The 15,924-nt window shown below is 68.1% G+C and carries 10 protein-coding genes; 3 read left to right on the top strand and 7 right to left on the bottom strand.

Annotated features, from left to right (window positions below; translation table 11 throughout):
* Positions 1-365: 365 nt before the first annotated feature.
* The 7 genes from ACFQV6_RS42310 to ACFQV6_RS42340 all read right to left on the bottom strand — a co-directional run bounded on the left by ACFQV6_RS42310 (position 366) and on the right by ACFQV6_RS42340 (position 12,016).
* Positions 366-1,793, bottom strand: coding sequence for a pectinesterase family protein (locus ACFQV6_RS42310; protein WP_378033379.1), 1,428 nt, complete (start codon positions 1,791-1,793; stop codon positions 366-368).
* Positions 1,794-2,201: 408 nt separating this feature from the next.
* On the bottom strand, positions 2,202-3,695 hold the full coding sequence (locus ACFQV6_RS42315; protein ID WP_378033380.1) for an RICIN domain-containing protein: 1,494 nt from the start codon (positions 3,693-3,695) through the stop codon (positions 2,202-2,204).
* 29 nt (positions 3,696-3,724) lie between these two features.
* The gene (locus ACFQV6_RS42320; RefSeq protein WP_378033381.1) at positions 3,725-7,441 is read right to left on the bottom strand and encodes a discoidin domain-containing protein; all 3,717 of its coding nucleotides are present in this window, start codon (positions 7,439-7,441) and stop codon (positions 3,725-3,727) included.
* Positions 7,442-7,724: 283 nt separating this feature from the next.
* Positions 7,725-8,771, bottom strand: a complete 1,047-nt coding sequence (locus tag ACFQV6_RS42325) for a LacI family DNA-binding transcriptional regulator (RefSeq protein WP_378033382.1) — start codon at positions 8,769-8,771, stop codon at positions 7,725-7,727.
* Positions 8,772-8,899: 128 nt separating this feature from the next.
* Complete coding sequence (locus ACFQV6_RS42330; protein ID WP_378033383.1) at positions 8,900-9,790, bottom strand: carbohydrate ABC transporter permease; 891 nt, start codon at positions 9,788-9,790, stop codon at positions 8,900-8,902.
* Positions 9,791-9,800: 10 nt separating this feature from the next.
* Positions 9,801-10,700 (bottom strand): carbohydrate ABC transporter permease, encoded by a 900-nt coding sequence (locus ACFQV6_RS42335; protein WP_378033384.1) that lies wholly within the window; start codon positions 10,698-10,700, stop codon positions 9,801-9,803.
* Positions 10,697-12,016, bottom strand: a complete 1,320-nt coding sequence (locus ACFQV6_RS42340) for an ABC transporter substrate-binding protein (protein WP_378033385.1) — start codon at positions 12,014-12,016, stop codon at positions 10,697-10,699. The genes ACFQV6_RS42335 and ACFQV6_RS42340 overlap by 4 nt, the downstream gene beginning before the upstream one ends.
* Before the next feature lie 149 nt (positions 12,017-12,165).
* Here ACFQV6_RS42340 and ACFQV6_RS42345 point away from each other — a divergent pair, with 149 nt between their 5' ends.
* From ACFQV6_RS42345 to ACFQV6_RS42355, 3 genes are read left to right on the top strand one after another with little or no spacing between them, the layout of a single operon-like run.
* The gene (locus ACFQV6_RS42345) at positions 12,166-12,993 is read left to right on the top strand and encodes a PmoA family protein (protein ID WP_378033386.1); all 828 of its coding nucleotides are present in this window, start codon (positions 12,166-12,168) and stop codon (positions 12,991-12,993) included.
* Entirely contained in the window at positions 12,990-14,459 is a 1,470-nt protein-coding gene (locus ACFQV6_RS42350; protein WP_378033387.1) for a family 43 glycosylhydrolase, read from the top strand. Before ACFQV6_RS42345 ends, ACFQV6_RS42350 begins: the two co-directional genes overlap by 4 nt.
* Positions 14,456-15,919 (top strand): pectinesterase family protein, encoded by a 1,464-nt coding sequence (locus ACFQV6_RS42355; protein WP_378033388.1) that lies wholly within the window; start codon positions 14,456-14,458, stop codon positions 15,917-15,919. Before ACFQV6_RS42350 ends, ACFQV6_RS42355 begins: the two co-directional genes overlap by 4 nt.
* Positions 15,920-15,924: the final 5 nt, after the last annotated feature.

A 15,924-nucleotide genomic window follows, 5' to 3' on the forward strand; every position in this document is an offset into this window, starting at 1 on the left:
TGGCGTGACGGATTTTGAGGCTATCGACATGACTGGCAGCACAGACCTGAGCGCATCGGCTCCGGCAGCCGACAGCGCGCCCCCGGCGGCGAGGGAATTGCGCCACGCGTTCGCGGGCTTCGCCACCGGCATCACGGTGGTCGCCGCGTTCGTCGAGCGCCAGGATCTCCATGACCAGGTGGCGCGCCGGACGGCACGTCGATGCGCTTACCGCTCTTCTTCACGGCCAGCTGGTAGATGCTGCCGGCGGCCGGGGCGGCGGCCGCGCTCGACGGGGCACCGCCCCGGCCGACCACCGCGGCCGATATGGCCAGGACCGTGGCGACCAGGGGCCGCGCGCTTCTTCTTCGAGGAGATAGTCGTGATCAACCCACCGGGTTCCAGTTGTCGGAGCCCGCGAGGTACTTCTGGGGGGTGTAGTTCGCCGCCTGTGAATCCGCGAGCTGCGGCCGGTTGCTGTTCTTGGTGGCGCCCGAGCCGGTGTTCTTGTATTCCAGGAAGCGGGCGTTCTGCCACGTGCTCGTGGACATATTGATCCAGGGCTGAGCCGTGGCGATGGTGGCGCTCAGGCTGGACTCCCGGACCAGGACCTGGGCGTTCTGCCGCCACGGACGGCCGAGCTGGGTCGTGTTGTTCGTCGCGCCGGTGATCGTGGACTTGTAGATCAGGAAGCCGTAGGCCCGGGTCGCCGGGGTGGAAGCTGCGGTGATCGGGCCGCCGGTGCTCCGCTTCTCGTGGATGCGGGAGGCGTTGAAGACCGCGATGCCGCCGCCGTAGATGAAGTCGACGGTGCCTTCGATGTACGAGCCGGCGAAGTAGGCGCGGGCGCTCTCGTTGACGAGGAGCGTGTCCTGGTCGCCGAGAAGGCGCACGTTGCTGAAGACGGCCCGGTCCGATTCGAGGGCCACTGCCAGTGCCTGTGAGCTGCCCTTGGTCTCGTCGTAATCGTTGGAGATGGTCAGGTTCGTGGCTGCGAAGTCGTGGCCGATGATGTGTGCGGTCGCCGATCCGTTGGTGCCGTACGTGCTGGCCGGGCGATTGTTGACGATGACCACGTCGTCGGAGGAGTCACCGCCGCCCTGCAGCGTGATGTACGGCTTCGTCGACGGCACGGAGAGGATCTCACGGTAGGTGCCGGGCTTGATGGTGATCGTCTTGCGACTGGCGTTGCCGGTCCCGACCGCGTCGATCGCCGCCTGCACCGTCTTGTACGTGCCGGTCCCGTCCGAAGCGACCGTGAACGCACCGGTGACCGGTGTGAACGACCACTGCTTGTTGCTGTTGGCGGTGCAGGTCTCCTGGATGATCGCCGCGCCCGACGCGGTGGACGCGTCCTTGTCCGAGATGCACAGGCCGTTGCCCACGTTGATGATCTGGAACGTGTCGGTGCCCGACGCCGCGACCTTCCACTGCTGGTTGGTCTGCGAACCGACACAGGTGTACTGCTGCAACTGGATGCCGGAGGTGGTCGACGCGCTCGGCACGTCGACGCACTTGGCGCTGTTGACGTTCTGGATCAGGAAGTTGCTGCCCGAAGTGACCAGCTTGAACTGCTGCCAGTTCGCACCGGCCGTGCAGCCCCACTGCTGAAGCAGCGTGCTGTTCGCCGTCGACGCCGACGGCACGTCGATGCACTTGCCGCTCTTCTTCACGATCAGCTGATAGGTGGTGCCGGCCACGGGGGCGGTCGCCGCGTTCGACGGCAACATCGACCAGATGACGAGCCCAGCCGGGACAACCACCGCGGCCGCACCTGCGATCAGTGCCCGTTTCCAGGACTTTCTCTCTGCCATTGCGGTCCTTCCTCACGTGCGGGGATGGCGGCCGAGGGGGATGTCGGCCGGTGTCGCTGTGTAGGTAGATGCTGTGTTGGCGGAGTGACAACAAATTCGCCAGAGGTATTCGGCCGGTTCTCGCGCGTCCTGCGTCCCGTCCTGGAAGACCGCCGGGTGCCCGGGGCCGTGGACGGCATCGTGCGGGGCCAGAATTCCGGTGCCGCCGCCCGCGGTCATCAGCGTGCCGGCCAGCCGACTTGCTCGATCCGAACGTCGAGGCCGAGTGGTACATCAGGTACATGACGGTCGTGGACAGCGTCCATAAGCCGTGACGCGAGCGGGCCCAGGCCGTCGTCTCACCCTCATTCAAGGGCCGATGGACGCGGCCTGGGCCGTGGAGCCCTTCGCCACCGATCGTGGGACTCGTCAGACACCGATGTCGACCTGCGGTCCCGTGCCGGCCTTGACCAGGGCGGGCACGTTCGCCGCCGGGTCGAGGGCGTACGGGTAGAAGCTGCTCGGTGTGAACGCCGAGCCCGACGCGGCGGCCTTGCCGGTGCAGCTGACGAGAATGCTGCCGCTCTGTTTCAGCTGAGCGGTGGCGTCGGCGTAGTACGGGTCCTTGACCTTCTCGAAGTAGCTGTTCTCGATCACCATCTTGGTGGCGCCCCGGGCGTAGTTGCCGTAGCTGGTGACATTCTGCAGGTAGTTGTTGTAGAGGTGCGCGTACAAGAGATTGTCGGCGCTGGGGTTGCGCTGGTTGGTGTTGAAGATCCAGTTGTGGTGGATCGTCATCCGGGCGGTGGTGTTCTCGGTCCAGCCGATGCCGAAGTTCTTGTTGTGGTCGCCCATCTTGTTCCAGGACACCGTGACGTAATTGGTGTCCTTGCGGCTGTCGATGTAGCCGTCGTTGATGTTGGTGAACGTGTTGTGGTCGATCCAGACGTGGTCAGCGGTGTCCATCTGGATGCCGTCGTAGTCGAAGTCCTTGTCGTCCGGGTCGTCGGAGGCCATCGCGGTGTCGCCGATGGTCAGGTTGCGGATGATGATGTTGCGCACGCCCGCGCCGAGGAAGAAGCCGCCGTTCTTGATCCGGCCGTTCTTTCCCACTCCGACGATGGTCTTGTTGGATTTGACCGGGATTTCGTAACCCATGGTCGGCACGGTGATGGTGCCGTTGACCCGGATGATGTGCGCTGTGCCGGCGGTGGCGTACCTGAGCAGGTCGGCGTAGGTGGTGACGGTGACGGTGGTCCCGCCCGCGCCGCCGGTGGTGCCGCCGCCGGTGGCGGCGAACCCGTCCGCGGTGGCCGGCCAGCGGCTGCCGGTCGGGGTGGTGGTGGGTGCGCCGGTGGGTCCGGTGACGTAGTTGAAGGACCACTGCAGGCGGGGTACGTCGGAGCAGGTCTCCTGCACGATCGGGTTGTTGCCGGCGGTCGAGCCGTCCTTGGTGCTGATGCACAGCCCGCTCGCGACGCTCTTCACCAGGTATTTGCCGGCCGCGCTGGAGGCGGTGAAGGTCCACAGCTGCTGCGGCTTGGTGCCGTCACCACAGCCGTACTGCTGCAACTGGGTGCCCGAGGTCGTCGACGAGCTGGGCACGTCGACGCACCGGGAGCTGTTGCCGTTGACCAGGTTGAACGGCCCGGCGCCCTGCACCTTCCACTGATGCTGAGCGGCGGCGTTGCAGGCGGTCTGCACCAGCAACGCGCTGTTCGCGGTCGAGGCGCCGCTCACGTCGACACACTTGCCGCTGGCGCCGGATGCCAGCGTGTACACGCCACCGGACACCGGGGCGGTGGCCGCCTCGGACGGCAGCACCGTGAAAAGGATCGCGGCTGTCGGTACCACGGTCACGAGGACCACGGCGGCGATGCGGCGCCGTCGCTGTGTCGGGGGATGGGGATCAGGGGTGGACATGCGGAACCTCTCTGAAGGGGATGGGTGGTTCATCGCCGCGCACGGACCTTGGTGGTCCGTGAGGCGACGCTCAGCGTCTGGTCGCCGAGCGTGGCGGTGACCGTGACGCCGACCCTGCGGCCGGTGAGCGCCTTGGCCAGGCGCAGGGTGCGCCCGGTCGCGCCGCGGATCGCCTTACCGTCGGCGGTCCACTGGTAGGTGAAGGTGACGCCGGTCCGCGGTGACCAGCGGCCGAGTTCCGCGCGCAGGGTGCTGCCGGCCTCAGGCCGGCCGGAGACGGAGGGCCTGGACTTGTTGACCAGCGGGGGCTGCCGGTCAGCGAGTGCGTCCCGGGCCGCGGTGAGGACCGCGAGCGCCTGGTCGATGTCAGCCTGACCGGCGTTTCGGTCGGCGAGCGCCGTCCGGGCAGCGGTCAGGGCAGCGGCGAACGGGGCCCACGAGGCGGGCGTGTAGTCGGTCTCGACCAGGGCCGAGGCAGTGTCCACCGCGGCCTGCAGGGCGGTCGGGTCCGGGTCGCTGTAGACGTGCAGCTCGTCGATGCTCCAGTAGTTGGCCGGCGCCGTCCCGGTCTGGCGGATCCTGATGTATCGGGCGGTCTGGGCCGGGACGGTGATCGTGGTGGTGCTCGCCGCGCCGGTGCCGGCCGCGATCGGCGCCGTGTACGTGGTTCCGTCGGTGGAGACGGTGACCTCGTACCCGCGCGGGTAGTCGTTCGGGCTCCGGACGGAGTTGTCGAGCACGATCCGGTTGAACCGCTGAACCGTGCCGGTGTCGAGCAAGAACCACTCAGTGCCGTTCTGGTAACTGGAGTTCCAGCGACTGCTCTTGTCGTTGTCGAAGGCCGCAGTGGTTCTCGTGCTGTTGGCCGAGGCGGTGGCGGTCCACGTCGTCCGGTCGAGGGTGTACTTGTAGCCGACCGGCAGGAACCGGAAGCTGTCGAGATCGACGAGCTCACTGGTGTCGCTGCCGTTGGCCCGGAACCGGAAGACGACGTTCTGGGTGTCGGCGAGGGCCTGCGGCAGGGAGATCGTCACCGCCTGCCAGGCGCCGCCGGTGTCCGGAATGTCGAGGGTCGCGACAGTGGGGGCGGAGACGCTGCCGAGGGCCATCTCGAGGTGGGAGGCCTTGCTGCTGCGCACGTCGAGGCGGATCGCTGCCACGCCGCCACCGAATCCGACGGAGTCGTAGCGCACGTAGTCCTGGTCGTCGGTGCCGGTGACCCAGATGACCGGGCCGTCGCTCGCGGTGGTCACGCCACCGGTCGCGTCGAACGCCTCGGCCTGGATGGTGGCCACGCCGTTCTTCTGCGCGGGGCCGGGCGGCACCTGGGTGCCGTCGGGTTCGGCGGGCGTCGCGGGCAGGGCCGCGCCCGGGTCGCCGGTGGCGGTGATCCGGACGCCCTCGGGGCCGACCGTGCCGTCGTAGCGGATCAGCAGTTCCTTGGTGTAGCCGGCGCCGCTACGGGTGAACGCGGCCGGCTCGCCGTCGACGGTGACCGTGATGCTGCTGGTGTCGTCGCCGAAGTAGTCCTGCAGATGCAGCGTCGACACCGGAATCGGGTTGTCGCTGCGTACCGTGATCTGCTGGTTCTGGAAGGTGTCGCCGGTCTCGGTGTAGTCGATGCTGCCGTAGCCCTCCGGAGAGACGAAGGTGCCGCCGGTGAGCACGTGGTTCATCTCCGGCAGCAGCTTGGGCTGCACCCACAGCTCGCCGGTGCTGCGGTCGCGCCGGTGGCCGATGACGTCGTTGTAGGCACGCCAGATGGTCGGGGTGGAGATGTACTGCTTGTCACCGGAGATCGCGGTCGCGGCGTAGTTCGGTGTCTTCACCTGCGGCAGGATGTCGAGCGGCATGTTGAACACGTTGTTGCGGTCGTCGTACTGCCGCCGGTAGGCGTCCTTCTGCAGCGCCTGGTACTGGTCGGCGCGGCGGGTGTTGAGCAGCAGGCCGCCGTAGTGGCTCAGCAGGTAGGGCGTCCACTCGTCGTAGGTGCCGCCCGGGTAGCCCAGGCCCCAGTAGAGCGGATGGTAGTAGCTGTCGAGCCGGCCGAGGACGTAGTCGGTCTGCTCCGCCGACCAGATCTGACCGAGCTTGAGGTCCATGGCGAGCCACTGGCCGGTGAAGAAGGACTCCGAGATCCGGCCGACCGGGAAGTTGCCGTTCAGGTACTTGCCCGCGTAGGAAGTGACGACCTGGTCATAGGCGTCGTGGTAACGCTTACGCAGTGCGCCGTCGCCCTGATTTTCGGCGAGAAGACCCATGATTTTGTACGCCACGGCGGACACGCTCGCGTTGAACGGGTTCGGTTCACCGCCGGCGTCGTAGGAATTCTCCGAGTGCGCGAAGGTGCCCGGGAAGGTGGGGTCGCCATAGGCCTCGACCTGGTCGAAGATGCGCTGCCCGGCGGCCTTGAGGTAGGGCCAGAACCAGTCCAGCTTCGCGGCGTCGCCGGTCTGCTGGTAGGTCTCGTAGACCGACACGATGAAGCCGGCGTTCAGGTCGACCCACTTGTCGATATTGCGGTAGTCGGCGTGCTCGGTGTCGTCCCAGCCGACGAGCTTGTACTTCAGGCTCGTGTCGGCCATGTAGTTGAAGTCGTGGTGGATCTGCCCGTCCTTGCGCTGGGTCCGGGCCCAGTACTCCAGCTCCTGCCAGGCGAACCGCGGGAACAGCGCGCCGACGCTCTCGCGGGCGTGCCACATCTGGTCGCTGGTGCCGAACGTCGTCCACTCCCCCTCGGCGAACGCGGTCCGGCCGTCGGTCTTGTACATCGAGTTGTTGCTGATGTTCGCCATCGAGTTGACCGTTTGATTGACGAACCAGGACGGTACGTTCGACGCGCGCATCCGGGAGACGAAGGTGTCCGCGTTGGCCTTGAGCGCAGTGAACCGGCTCAGCCCGAGCGCGGCGATCGGCGCGACACCGGCGTGCTTACCCAGGTAGTAGGCGCCGTCCGGGTCGGTCTTGTCGTACCAGGCCAGCACGAAACGAAGGTCGGTGGACGCGCCGGGTTGCAGGGTGACCTTCACCGAGGTGCGGTTCTTCGTCCCCGAGGGCGCATTGTCCGAAGTGCCTGCGGTGAAGAATCCCGCGTCGTTGCCGGCGCTGACCACGGCTGCGGGGTCGGCGCTGCCGCCGTAGACGGCCCACCTGTCGGAGCCGAAGCCCGAGCCGTCGACGGCCTTGACGTTCGTCTCTGCGGCGTCGTCCCACAGCAGTCCCAGCGCGGCCGTCGCACTCGTCGTGTTCTCGTTGGTGACGTGCAGGTCGTAGAAGGCGTACGGCATGCTCATGACGTCGGTGTCGGTGCTGTCGATCGGCGAGAATGCCGTCATGGTCACCGAGACGCCGTTGATGGTCCCGAAGTTGACCCGGTGTTGCGGCCAGATGGCGTCGTCGTCGTAGCGGCCGTCGGCCTTGCGCACCGCGGTGAGCTGGTCCGACGTCGCGACCCTGCCATCGGCGGAGGTGAAGAGCTGGAACCGTGAGGTGCCCCGCCTGGTGTAGTCGGTCTGGTCGGCCGGTGGCCGGGTGATCGCCGCGAACGTTCCGGTCTTCGCGTCGAACTTCACCGCGCCGGCCCCGAACCCGCCCAGCGGGACTCCGGTCGTGCCGTCGACCGGATCGGCCTGGTCAGCGGCCGCCGCCGCGGAGACGGGCATAGCGGCGGGCACCGCGACGCCCGTGACGCCGATTACGGTGGCAGCGCCGACACTCATCGCTCGCGCCAGACGGTCAAGCTTCATCCGAACCATCCCTTGAGGTGTGGAGCAGGGGCCGACCATCGGTCCGCGCGTCTCCGGCGATCCCAGACATCGATCGCCGTCATGCAGCCACCGGGACCATAAATCTCGTTAACGTAAGTAGTCAACGCACGAAATTTTCGTGATATCTAGCTGCGCCGTGCATCCGTGCGATGGCGAAGTGGGCCTTTACCAGGGCCCGAGCGGCAAGAGCACGGGAATTTCGGCGACAAGGACGACGCGCCAGCCGCCGTACTCCGAAACTTAAGTCGTGCGAGCGGGACGTTCAGTCCGCAACCGGCCGACGCGGCGCGGCCGTGCTCGCCCGGACCGTCAGCTCCGTCGCCAGCACGACCCGGATACGTGCCAGGGACTCTCCACGTGACAGCGCCAGGATCATCGCCGCCGCTTCGGCCGCCATCTCGGCCAACGGCTGGCGGATCGTGGTCAGCGCTGGGTACAGCCATGTCGCGGGCGCGGTGTCGTCATAACCGACGACACTAAGATCTTCCGGAATCCGCAGCCCGAGCTCGGCCGCCACCCGATAGACACCCACGGCGATCGGATCACTGAACGCGAAGATCGCCGTCGGGATCTCCGGACCGGACAGCAGATCCCGGGTGGCGGCAGCGCCGGCGTTGCTGCGGAACGGGCCGCTGCGAACCAGAGCCGGGTCGAACGGGATGCCGGCCTCGTCGTGCGCCGCTCGATAGCCGTCCAGCCGCGCCCGGCTGGCCAGCGCGCTGGTCGGGCCGGTCACCACCCCGATCCGGCGGTGCCCCAGTCCCAGCAGATGACGTCCCGCTTCGAGGCCGCCGGTCCAGTTCGTGGCGGCCACCGAGGGCACGCCCGCCAGTTCCACGAACGGGTCGACGACCACATACGGGATCTCCCCCGCCGTCAGACGCTCCCGCTGCTCGGCGGACGGACCGCAGAACACCGTGATGATGCCCGTCGGCCGGCGCGCCAGCATCCGGTCGGCCCAGTCGTCGCCAGGGGTCTCCGCAAGGTCGAGGCTCGACACCATGACGCCGACGTTGTGCGGCCGCAACGCCCGCTCCACGCCCGCGATGATCTCCATCGCGTAGGAGCCGCCCAGCACGTTGAGCACCAGCTCGACGAAGGGCGCCGCCGGCGCAGACCGGCGACGGCGGCGGCGGTGCCCGTGCGCGCTGATGACCTCCTCGACCAGCCGCCGCGTCTCCGCACCGACGTCTGACCGGCCGTTGAGCACCTTGGAGACGGTCGCCACCGACACGCCGACCAGGTCAGCGATCTCCGTCGCGGTCAGCGCCCGCGCGCCCGCGGCCGAGCTCTTGCTGGTCGACGGCATGGCGGCATTCTAGACGCTGTGCGGCCTCCTCCTTGCTCGGCGAATCGAGCGAGTCCGGTCGAGAGGCCGCGGACCGTCTCGGGCAACGTGACGGTGCCGCCCGCGGCAACCGGGCGGCGTTCCCGAGGTCATCGCAACCCGGTGGTGGCGATACCTCTGACCAAGTATTTCTGGCCTGCGATGAAGAAGCCGATGACCGGGGCGAGGGAGACGAACGACATCGCGAACATCTCGCCCCACATGCTCTGGCCCTCGGAGTCCATGAACTGGCGTACGGCCAGCGGCACGGTGTAGAGCTGCGGGTCTGTGAGGTAGAGCAGTGGGCTGAAGAACTCGTTCCACACCGAGATGAAGGTGAAGATCGCGGTGGTGGCGAAGGCTGGCACGCACAGCGGCATGATGACCTTCCAGAAGGTCCGGAACGGTCCGCAGCCGTCGATGCGGGCGGCGTCGTCGAGCTCCTGCGGCAGGGATCGCATGAACTGGACCATCAGGAAGATGTAGAAGCCGTTGGTGGCCAGGAAGTGCGGCACCAGCAGCGGGTAGTAGGTGTTGAGCCAGCCGATCTTGTCGAACATGACGTACTGCGGGACGACCAGCACATGGCCGGGCAGCATCATGGTGCCGAGCATCATGGCGAAGAACAGTTTGCGGCCGGTGAACTTCAGACGAGCGAAGGCGTAGGCGGCCAGCGAGCAGGACAGCAGGTTGCCGATGATGCTGAGCATGACGATGATCAGCGAGTTGACCAGATAAACCCCGAACGGCTCAGCGAGTGAGGTCCAGCCACGGGCGTAGTTGCCGAAGTCGAATACAGCGGGCCACAGGCCCTCGTCGGTGAAGACGCTGTTGCTGGGTTTGACCGAGGCGGAGACCATCCACAGCAGCGGATACATCATGATCACGCCGACCCCGGTGAGCAGGACGTGCCGCAGGTAGCGCGGGCGCCGCTTCCTGCCGGAGGGCGCCTGGTCCGGAGCGTCCGGTGGCGTGGAGACGCGCGTCAGGGTGAGCGACATGAGGGCCCCGTCAGTTGTCGTAGAAGACCCAGAAGCGGGCCGCCAGGAAGTTGATCGCGGTGAACCCCGCGATGATCATCAGCAGGAGCCAGGCCATCGAGGAGGCGTAGCCCATGTCGAACTCGGCGAAGCCCTTCTGGTACAGGTACAGGTTGTAGAAGAGCGTGGAGCCGGCCGGGCCGCCGCTGCCGTTGCTGATCACGTATCCCTGGGTGAAGGTCTGGAACGACGCGATCAGCGCCTGCACCAGGTTGAAGAAGATGATCGGGCTCAGCAGCGGCAGGGTGATCGAGCGGAACTGCCGCCACTTCGACGCCCCGTCCATCTGGGCGGCCTCGTAGTACATGGCCGGGATCTGCCGCAGCCCGGCCAGGAAGATCACCATCGGGGCGCCGAACGTCCACACGTGCAACAGGATCAGGGTGCTCAGCGCGTAGTCCGGGTCGGTCGTCCAGGCTGGGCCGGTGATACCGACTTTCGCCAGCAGGTCGTTGACGATCCCGTCGTAGCCGAACAGGTACCGCCAGAGCATCACGATCGCGACGCTGCCGCCGAGCAGCGACGGCAGGTAGTAGACGCTGCGGTAGATCGCGAGTCCGCGTACGCCCCGGTCCAGCACCATGGCGACGCCGAGTGCGACGACGAGGGACAGCGGGACCGACACCAGCGTGTAGATGAAGGTGACCTTCAGCGACTGGTGCAAGGTGGCGTCGCCGAGCATCTCCCGGAAGTTCGCCAGACCGGCCCAGCGTGGCGGGGTGAGCAGGTCGTAGTCGGTGAACGCCAGGTACAGCGAGGCGAAGAACGGGACGATCATGAAGATCAGCCCGCCGAACCAGGGCAGCAGGAAGACGTAGCCGGCCCAGTCCTGCCGCTTGCGCCGGCGCACCCGCGGCAGAACCTCGGTCATGGCGCGATCGCCTTGCGGGCCTCGGTGATGAACTGCTTGCCGGCCTCGCCGGGGCTCATCCGGCCGAACTCGGCCTCGGTGCTGATCGTCTTGAGGATGTTGGTGAGCTTGCTGGCGCCGACGGGGTACGGGTACGACGCCGGCAGCTTCTCGTTCTGCAGCTTGGTGAGGAAGTCGGTGGAGCGCTGGTTGTCGGGCTCGAGCCCGGGGGCGATCGCCTCGGCGATGGTCCGGTTGGCCGGGACGCCACGGGTGACTCCGGCCGCCTTGGCCGCCTCGGAGTCGTTGATCAGGAAGTTGAGCAGCTTGACAGCCTCAGCCGGGTGCTTGGAGCCCGCTGCGACCGACCACAGCGCGGGCGTGTCGACGGACTGGCCGCGCCGGGCGCCGCGGGTCTCCCCCGGGATCCGCAGTAGTTGCAGGTTGCCTCCGCAGGCCTGGTTGAAGCCGAGCAGGCCGTTGGTGGGGATGATCTGCGACGCGATCGCCTTCTTGGCCAGATAGGACTGGGCGGGTGAAGCACCGTTGTTCTGGTCGATGAATCCGGCCGGCGGGATGCCCCCGGCTTTGCGCAGGTCCTCGACGAGTTGGTACCAGGCGGTGACGGTCGCCTCGGTGGCGCCGAGTTTGCCGTCGGGGGTGAAGAAGTCCTCGCCGCGCTGGCGGGCGAAGACGAGCAGGTTCGCGACGGTCCACGGCTCGAAGTTGGTGCCGTACACCTTGCCGCCGCTGGCCTTGGTGAGCTGCTTCGCGAACTCGCCGAGGTCGTCCCAGCCCCAGGTGTCGCCGTCGGGGATGCTCACGCCGTACTTGTCGGTCAAAGTCTTGTCGACGATGTAGCCGATGGTATTGAGCCCGGATGGGACGCCGAAGCTCTTGGCGCCGACCTGGCCGAGGGCGCGGGCGGAGTCGGTCAGGGCGGACTGGTCGAGCCCGGCGTGCTGGGCCAGGTCGAGCAGGGTGCCGCGGTCGGCGTACTCGCGCAGGCTGTCGAAGCGCATCGCCATCAGGTCCGGCGGGTTACCGGCCGCGAAGCGGGCGGCAAGCTTGTCCTTGTACGGGCTGCTGTCCTGGTATTCGGTGCTGACCTTGATGCCGGGGTTGGCCTTCTGGAACAGGTCGAGGGCCTTGGCGGTGAGCTCGGCGCGCTGGGCGTCACCCCACCAGACCATGTTCAGCTCGATCTTGCCGTCTTCCCCGTCACCGCCGCCGAAGCCGCGCCCGCAGGCGGGCAGCGTCGCGGCGAGCCCGGTCAGACCGGCCAGCCCGAGCAGCCGGCGCCGGTCGAGCCGGGGACCGTCATGAAGTGCGTTCACGAGCCTTCCTTCCACCCGAAGATTTGTTTCAGTGTTTTATCTATCCAGAGGCGTCCATGTCAACAGCGCTCCCACCTCGACATTCAAGAAGAGTCCTAATTTGTTACAGAGGTTGACCTAAATGTTCGAAGGGCGGTAACTTGCCGCCCATGCCGACAGCCCAGGCGCATGACCTGTCCTGCTCCGGGAAGGTGGTGGCCCGGTACGTGTGGGAACCACACCTGCCCGCCACCGTCTCGCCCCGGCCCTACCTGCACCCCGTGACCACCCTGGGAGGCACCACCGTCACCGGATTCATGCCCCCCGACCACGCACACCACCTCGGCGCGAGCATCGCCGTCCCGGTCCTCAACGACGCCAACTTCTGGGGCGGCCGCACCTACCTGGCCGACCGTGGCTCGATCCATCTCGACAATCACGGCGAACAGCGGCACGTCCGCTGGCTGCACCGCTCCGGCGACGGCGTGGTGCAGCAGCTCGATTGGCTGGACCGCGACGGCCGGGCACTGGCCCGGGAACGGCGCGAGCTGTCCGTGCACCACATCGACAGCACCGCCTGGCTGCTGCGCGTCGCGTTCACCCTGAGCAGCGCCGACGGCGAGACTCTCACCATCGACAGCCCGGCGGCACGCGGCCGGACCGGAGCCGGCTACGGCGGATTCTTCTGGCGCGCGCCCACCGGCGACTACCGGATCAACGCCGAGACCGGCAACGGCACCGAAGCCGTCCACGGCCGCGCGGCCCGCTGGCTCTCCCTCGAAGGCCGGGACTGGACACTGGTCTTCCTCACCGACACGGTCTCCTCCGACCCGTGGTTCGTACGGTGCGACGACTACGCCGGAGTCTGCTCCGCCATCGCCTGGGACCGGCTGATCGTCCCGGCCGGCGGCACGCTGACCCGCACCCTGTCGGTGCTGGTCGCCGACGGCTCCCCCACCGGCGCGTTGCTGGCCGCCGCCCAGGAGGCCCACCGATGACCGGTCCGTGGATCGCCGACACCGGCGACGGCCACTACCGCAACCCGATCCTGTACGCCGACTGGTCCGACCCCGACGCCGTCCGCGTCGGCGACGACTTCTACCTCACCGCATCCAGCTTCAACCGGGTCCCCGGCCTGCCCCTGCTGCACTCCAACGACCTGGTCAGCTGGCGGCTGATCGGACACGCGCTGGACCGGCTCGTCCCCGAGGACGCCTACCGCACTCCCCGCCACGGCTGCGGCGTCTGGGCGCCCGCGCTGCGCCACCACGACGGCCGGTTCTGGATCGTCTACCCCGACCCGGACCACGGCATCTACGTCACCACCAGCGACGATCCGACCGGCAAGTGGACCGAGCCGCGCCTGATCCTACCGGGCAAGGGGTTGATCGACCCGTGCCCGCTCTGGGACGACGACGGCAACGCCTACCTCGTGCACGGGTGGGCCAAGAGCCGCTGCGGCTTCAACAACCGGCTCACCGCCCACCGGATGACCGCCGACCTGACCCGGCCGCTCGATGACGGCACCGTGATCGTCGACGGTGACGCCATCCCTGGTTGCCGCACCCTCGAGGGCCCCAAGTGGTATCAGCGCGACGGCTGGTACTGGATCTTCGCGCCGGCCGGCGGCGTCACGAACGGCTGGCAGTACGCGATGCGGTCCCGGCACGTCCTCGGACCCTACGAGCCCCGCGTCGTGCTTGCCCAGGGCGACACCACCGTCAACGGCCCGCATCAGGGCGCCTGGGTGCAGACGCCCGCCGGCGAGTCCTGGTTCCTGCACTTCCAGGACCTCGGGGCGTACGGCAGAGTCGCGCACCTGCAGCCGATGACGTGGGACGCCGACGGCTGGCCGGTGATCGGCGACCACGGCACCCCGGTGACACGGCACCGCAAACCAGCTCTGACCTCGGCCACGGCCCGTGTTCACGACCAGGTACCGGAATGGACCCGGCCCGCCAACCCGGCACCCGCCCGGTCCGGTGCCGGTACGCGCCGACTGCCCTGTGAACCCGGCGATGACCTGCGAGCCTTCCCTGCCGTGCTGGGCCGGCGGCTGCCCGGGCCACGGTTCCGCGCCGAGACCACGGTCGACCTCGACGCGCCTGCCGGGGCACGCGCCGGGGTGACGGTGCTCGGTCACGCGTACGCCTGGATCGGTCTCGAACAGCACCCCGACGGACCGCGACTCACCCACCGGAACGCCGAAGCCGGAGGCGAGGCGGAACGAGACGTCAGCGAGCCGGTGCCGGTCGACGGCCCGGTGCGGCTGGCCGTCACGGTCACCGACGGGGCGGTCGCCCGCTTCGCCGCCGACACCGGAACCGGCTGGAAAGAACACGGGCCGCCGTTCACCGCCACGCCCGGCCTCTGGATCGGCGCCACCCTCGGCCTGTTCGCCACCGGCCCCGACGGTCACGCCGACTTCGAACCACTCCTCATCACGGCCCTGGAGGAATCGTGAAACGCCCGATCGCCGCTCTCGTCCTGGGAGCAGCCCTGCTCACCGCGCCCTCCGCACCCGCCGCCGCCACCGCCGACCCCTCGTGGACCGACCGGCCGACCGGTTTCGCCGCCGGCACCACCGGGGGCGCCGCCGGCCGGACCGTGCGGGCCGCCACCCTTGCCGACCTGCGCGCCTACGCCACCGCGGCGGAACCGCTGACCGTGCAACTCGTCGGCAGCATCCGCGTCAACCCGTTCGGCGACATGATCACCGTCGGCTCCGACAAGACGATCATCGGCGCCGGCCCGGGCGCGGAGATCGTCGGCGGCGGCCTGTTCCTCAACGCGGCGCACAATGTGATCATCCGGAACCTGACCATCCGAGACTCCTACGTTCCCGGCGACTTCGACGGCAAGAGCGCCGACAACGACAACGACGGCATCCGCCTCGACACCGCCGACCACGTGTGGATCGACCACGTCAAGATCGAACGCGTCGGCGACGGCGGCATCGACATCCGCAAGGACACCGACCACGTCACCCTCTCGTGGAACGTGATCAGCGACATCAACAAGGCGCTCGGCGTCGGCTGGACCTCCAACGTGGTCACCCACCTCACCGCGCACCACAACTGGATCCGCAACACCGTCCAGCGCAACTGGAGCATCGACAACGCGGCTGCCGCGCACCTCTACAACAACTACCTGACCGATATCACCCAGTACGGCACGATGAGCCGCAACAACGCCCGCGTGGTCGTCGAGGACAGCGTGTTCGACCAGGTCAACGACCCACTCGTCGTACACGGCGCCACCGCGCAACTCGTCCAGCGGCGCAACCTCTTCACCGGCACCGCAGGGCGCACCGACACCAGCGGTACCGCATTCGACCCGTCGGCGTTCTACGCCTACTCCCCCGATCCGGCATCCCGCGTCAAAGACCTGGTCCGGAAGTACGCGGGACCACGTCAACAGTCGGAACGGACCCCGCGGACGGTCACCGTGGCCCTCGACGGCACCGGCGACTACGCCAGCCTGCTGGCCGCCCTCGGCGCCACCCGCGACGCCCGCGGCCGCGTCGAGATCGTCATCAAGGCCGGCCACTACCGCGAGCAGGTACGCATCTGGCCGAACCAGTCCGACGTCACCATCCGCGGCGACGGCGACGTGGTGATCTCCTACGACATCGCAGCGACCGCCACCAAGTTCTACGGCGGCACCCAGGGCAACGCCGGAGCGGCCACCCTCGCCCTGCTCGGCAGCGGGACCGTGCTGCAGGACCTGACCGTGCAAGCCACCGGCGCGCCCGCGGTGCGGGCGGCCGGTGACCGTGTCCTGCTGGTGGGTGTGACGCTGGTCGGCGGCTACGACGCGGCCACCGGGCGCGGACATCTGCGCAACAGCACTGTCCGAGGCAGTGTCGACGGGCCCGGAATCACCGTCGTCGAAGCAACCGCGGTCACCCCGGCAGCGTCGTGACATTA

Origin of the sequence: Actinoplanes sp. GCM10030250 (assembly GCF_042666575.1) — a bacterium.
GTDB lineage: Bacteria > Actinomycetota > Actinomycetes > Mycobacteriales > Micromonosporaceae > Actinoplanes.

Excerpts from the sequence above, each read along its gene's own strand:
- ACFQV6_RS42310 (WP_378033379.1), bottom strand. The coding sequence starts at position 1,793 with ATGGCAGAGAGAAAGTCCTGGAAACGGGCACTGATCGCAGGTGCGGCC.
- ACFQV6_RS42315 (WP_378033380.1), bottom strand. The coding sequence starts at position 3,695 with ATGTCCACCCCTGATCCCCATCCCCCGACACAGCGACGGCGCCGCATC.
- ACFQV6_RS42320 (WP_378033381.1), bottom strand. The coding sequence starts at position 7,441 with ATGAAGCTTGACCGTCTGGCGCGAGCGATGAGTGTCGGCGCTGCCACC.
- ACFQV6_RS42325 (WP_378033382.1), bottom strand. The coding sequence starts at position 8,771 with ATGCCGTCGACCAGCAAGAGCTCGGCCGCGGGCGCGCGGGCGCTGACC.
- ACFQV6_RS42330 (WP_378033383.1), bottom strand. The coding sequence starts at position 9,790 with ATGTCGCTCACCCTGACGCGCGTCTCCACGCCACCGGACGCTCCGGAC.
- ACFQV6_RS42335 (WP_378033384.1), bottom strand. The coding sequence starts at position 10,700 with ATGACCGAGGTTCTGCCGCGGGTGCGCCGGCGCAAGCGGCAGGACTGG.
- ACFQV6_RS42345 (WP_378033386.1), top strand. The coding sequence starts at position 12,166 with ATGCCGACAGCCCAGGCGCATGACCTGTCCTGCTCCGGGAAGGTGGTG.
- ACFQV6_RS42350 (WP_378033387.1), top strand. The coding sequence starts at position 12,990 with ATGACCGGTCCGTGGATCGCCGACACCGGCGACGGCCACTACCGCAAC.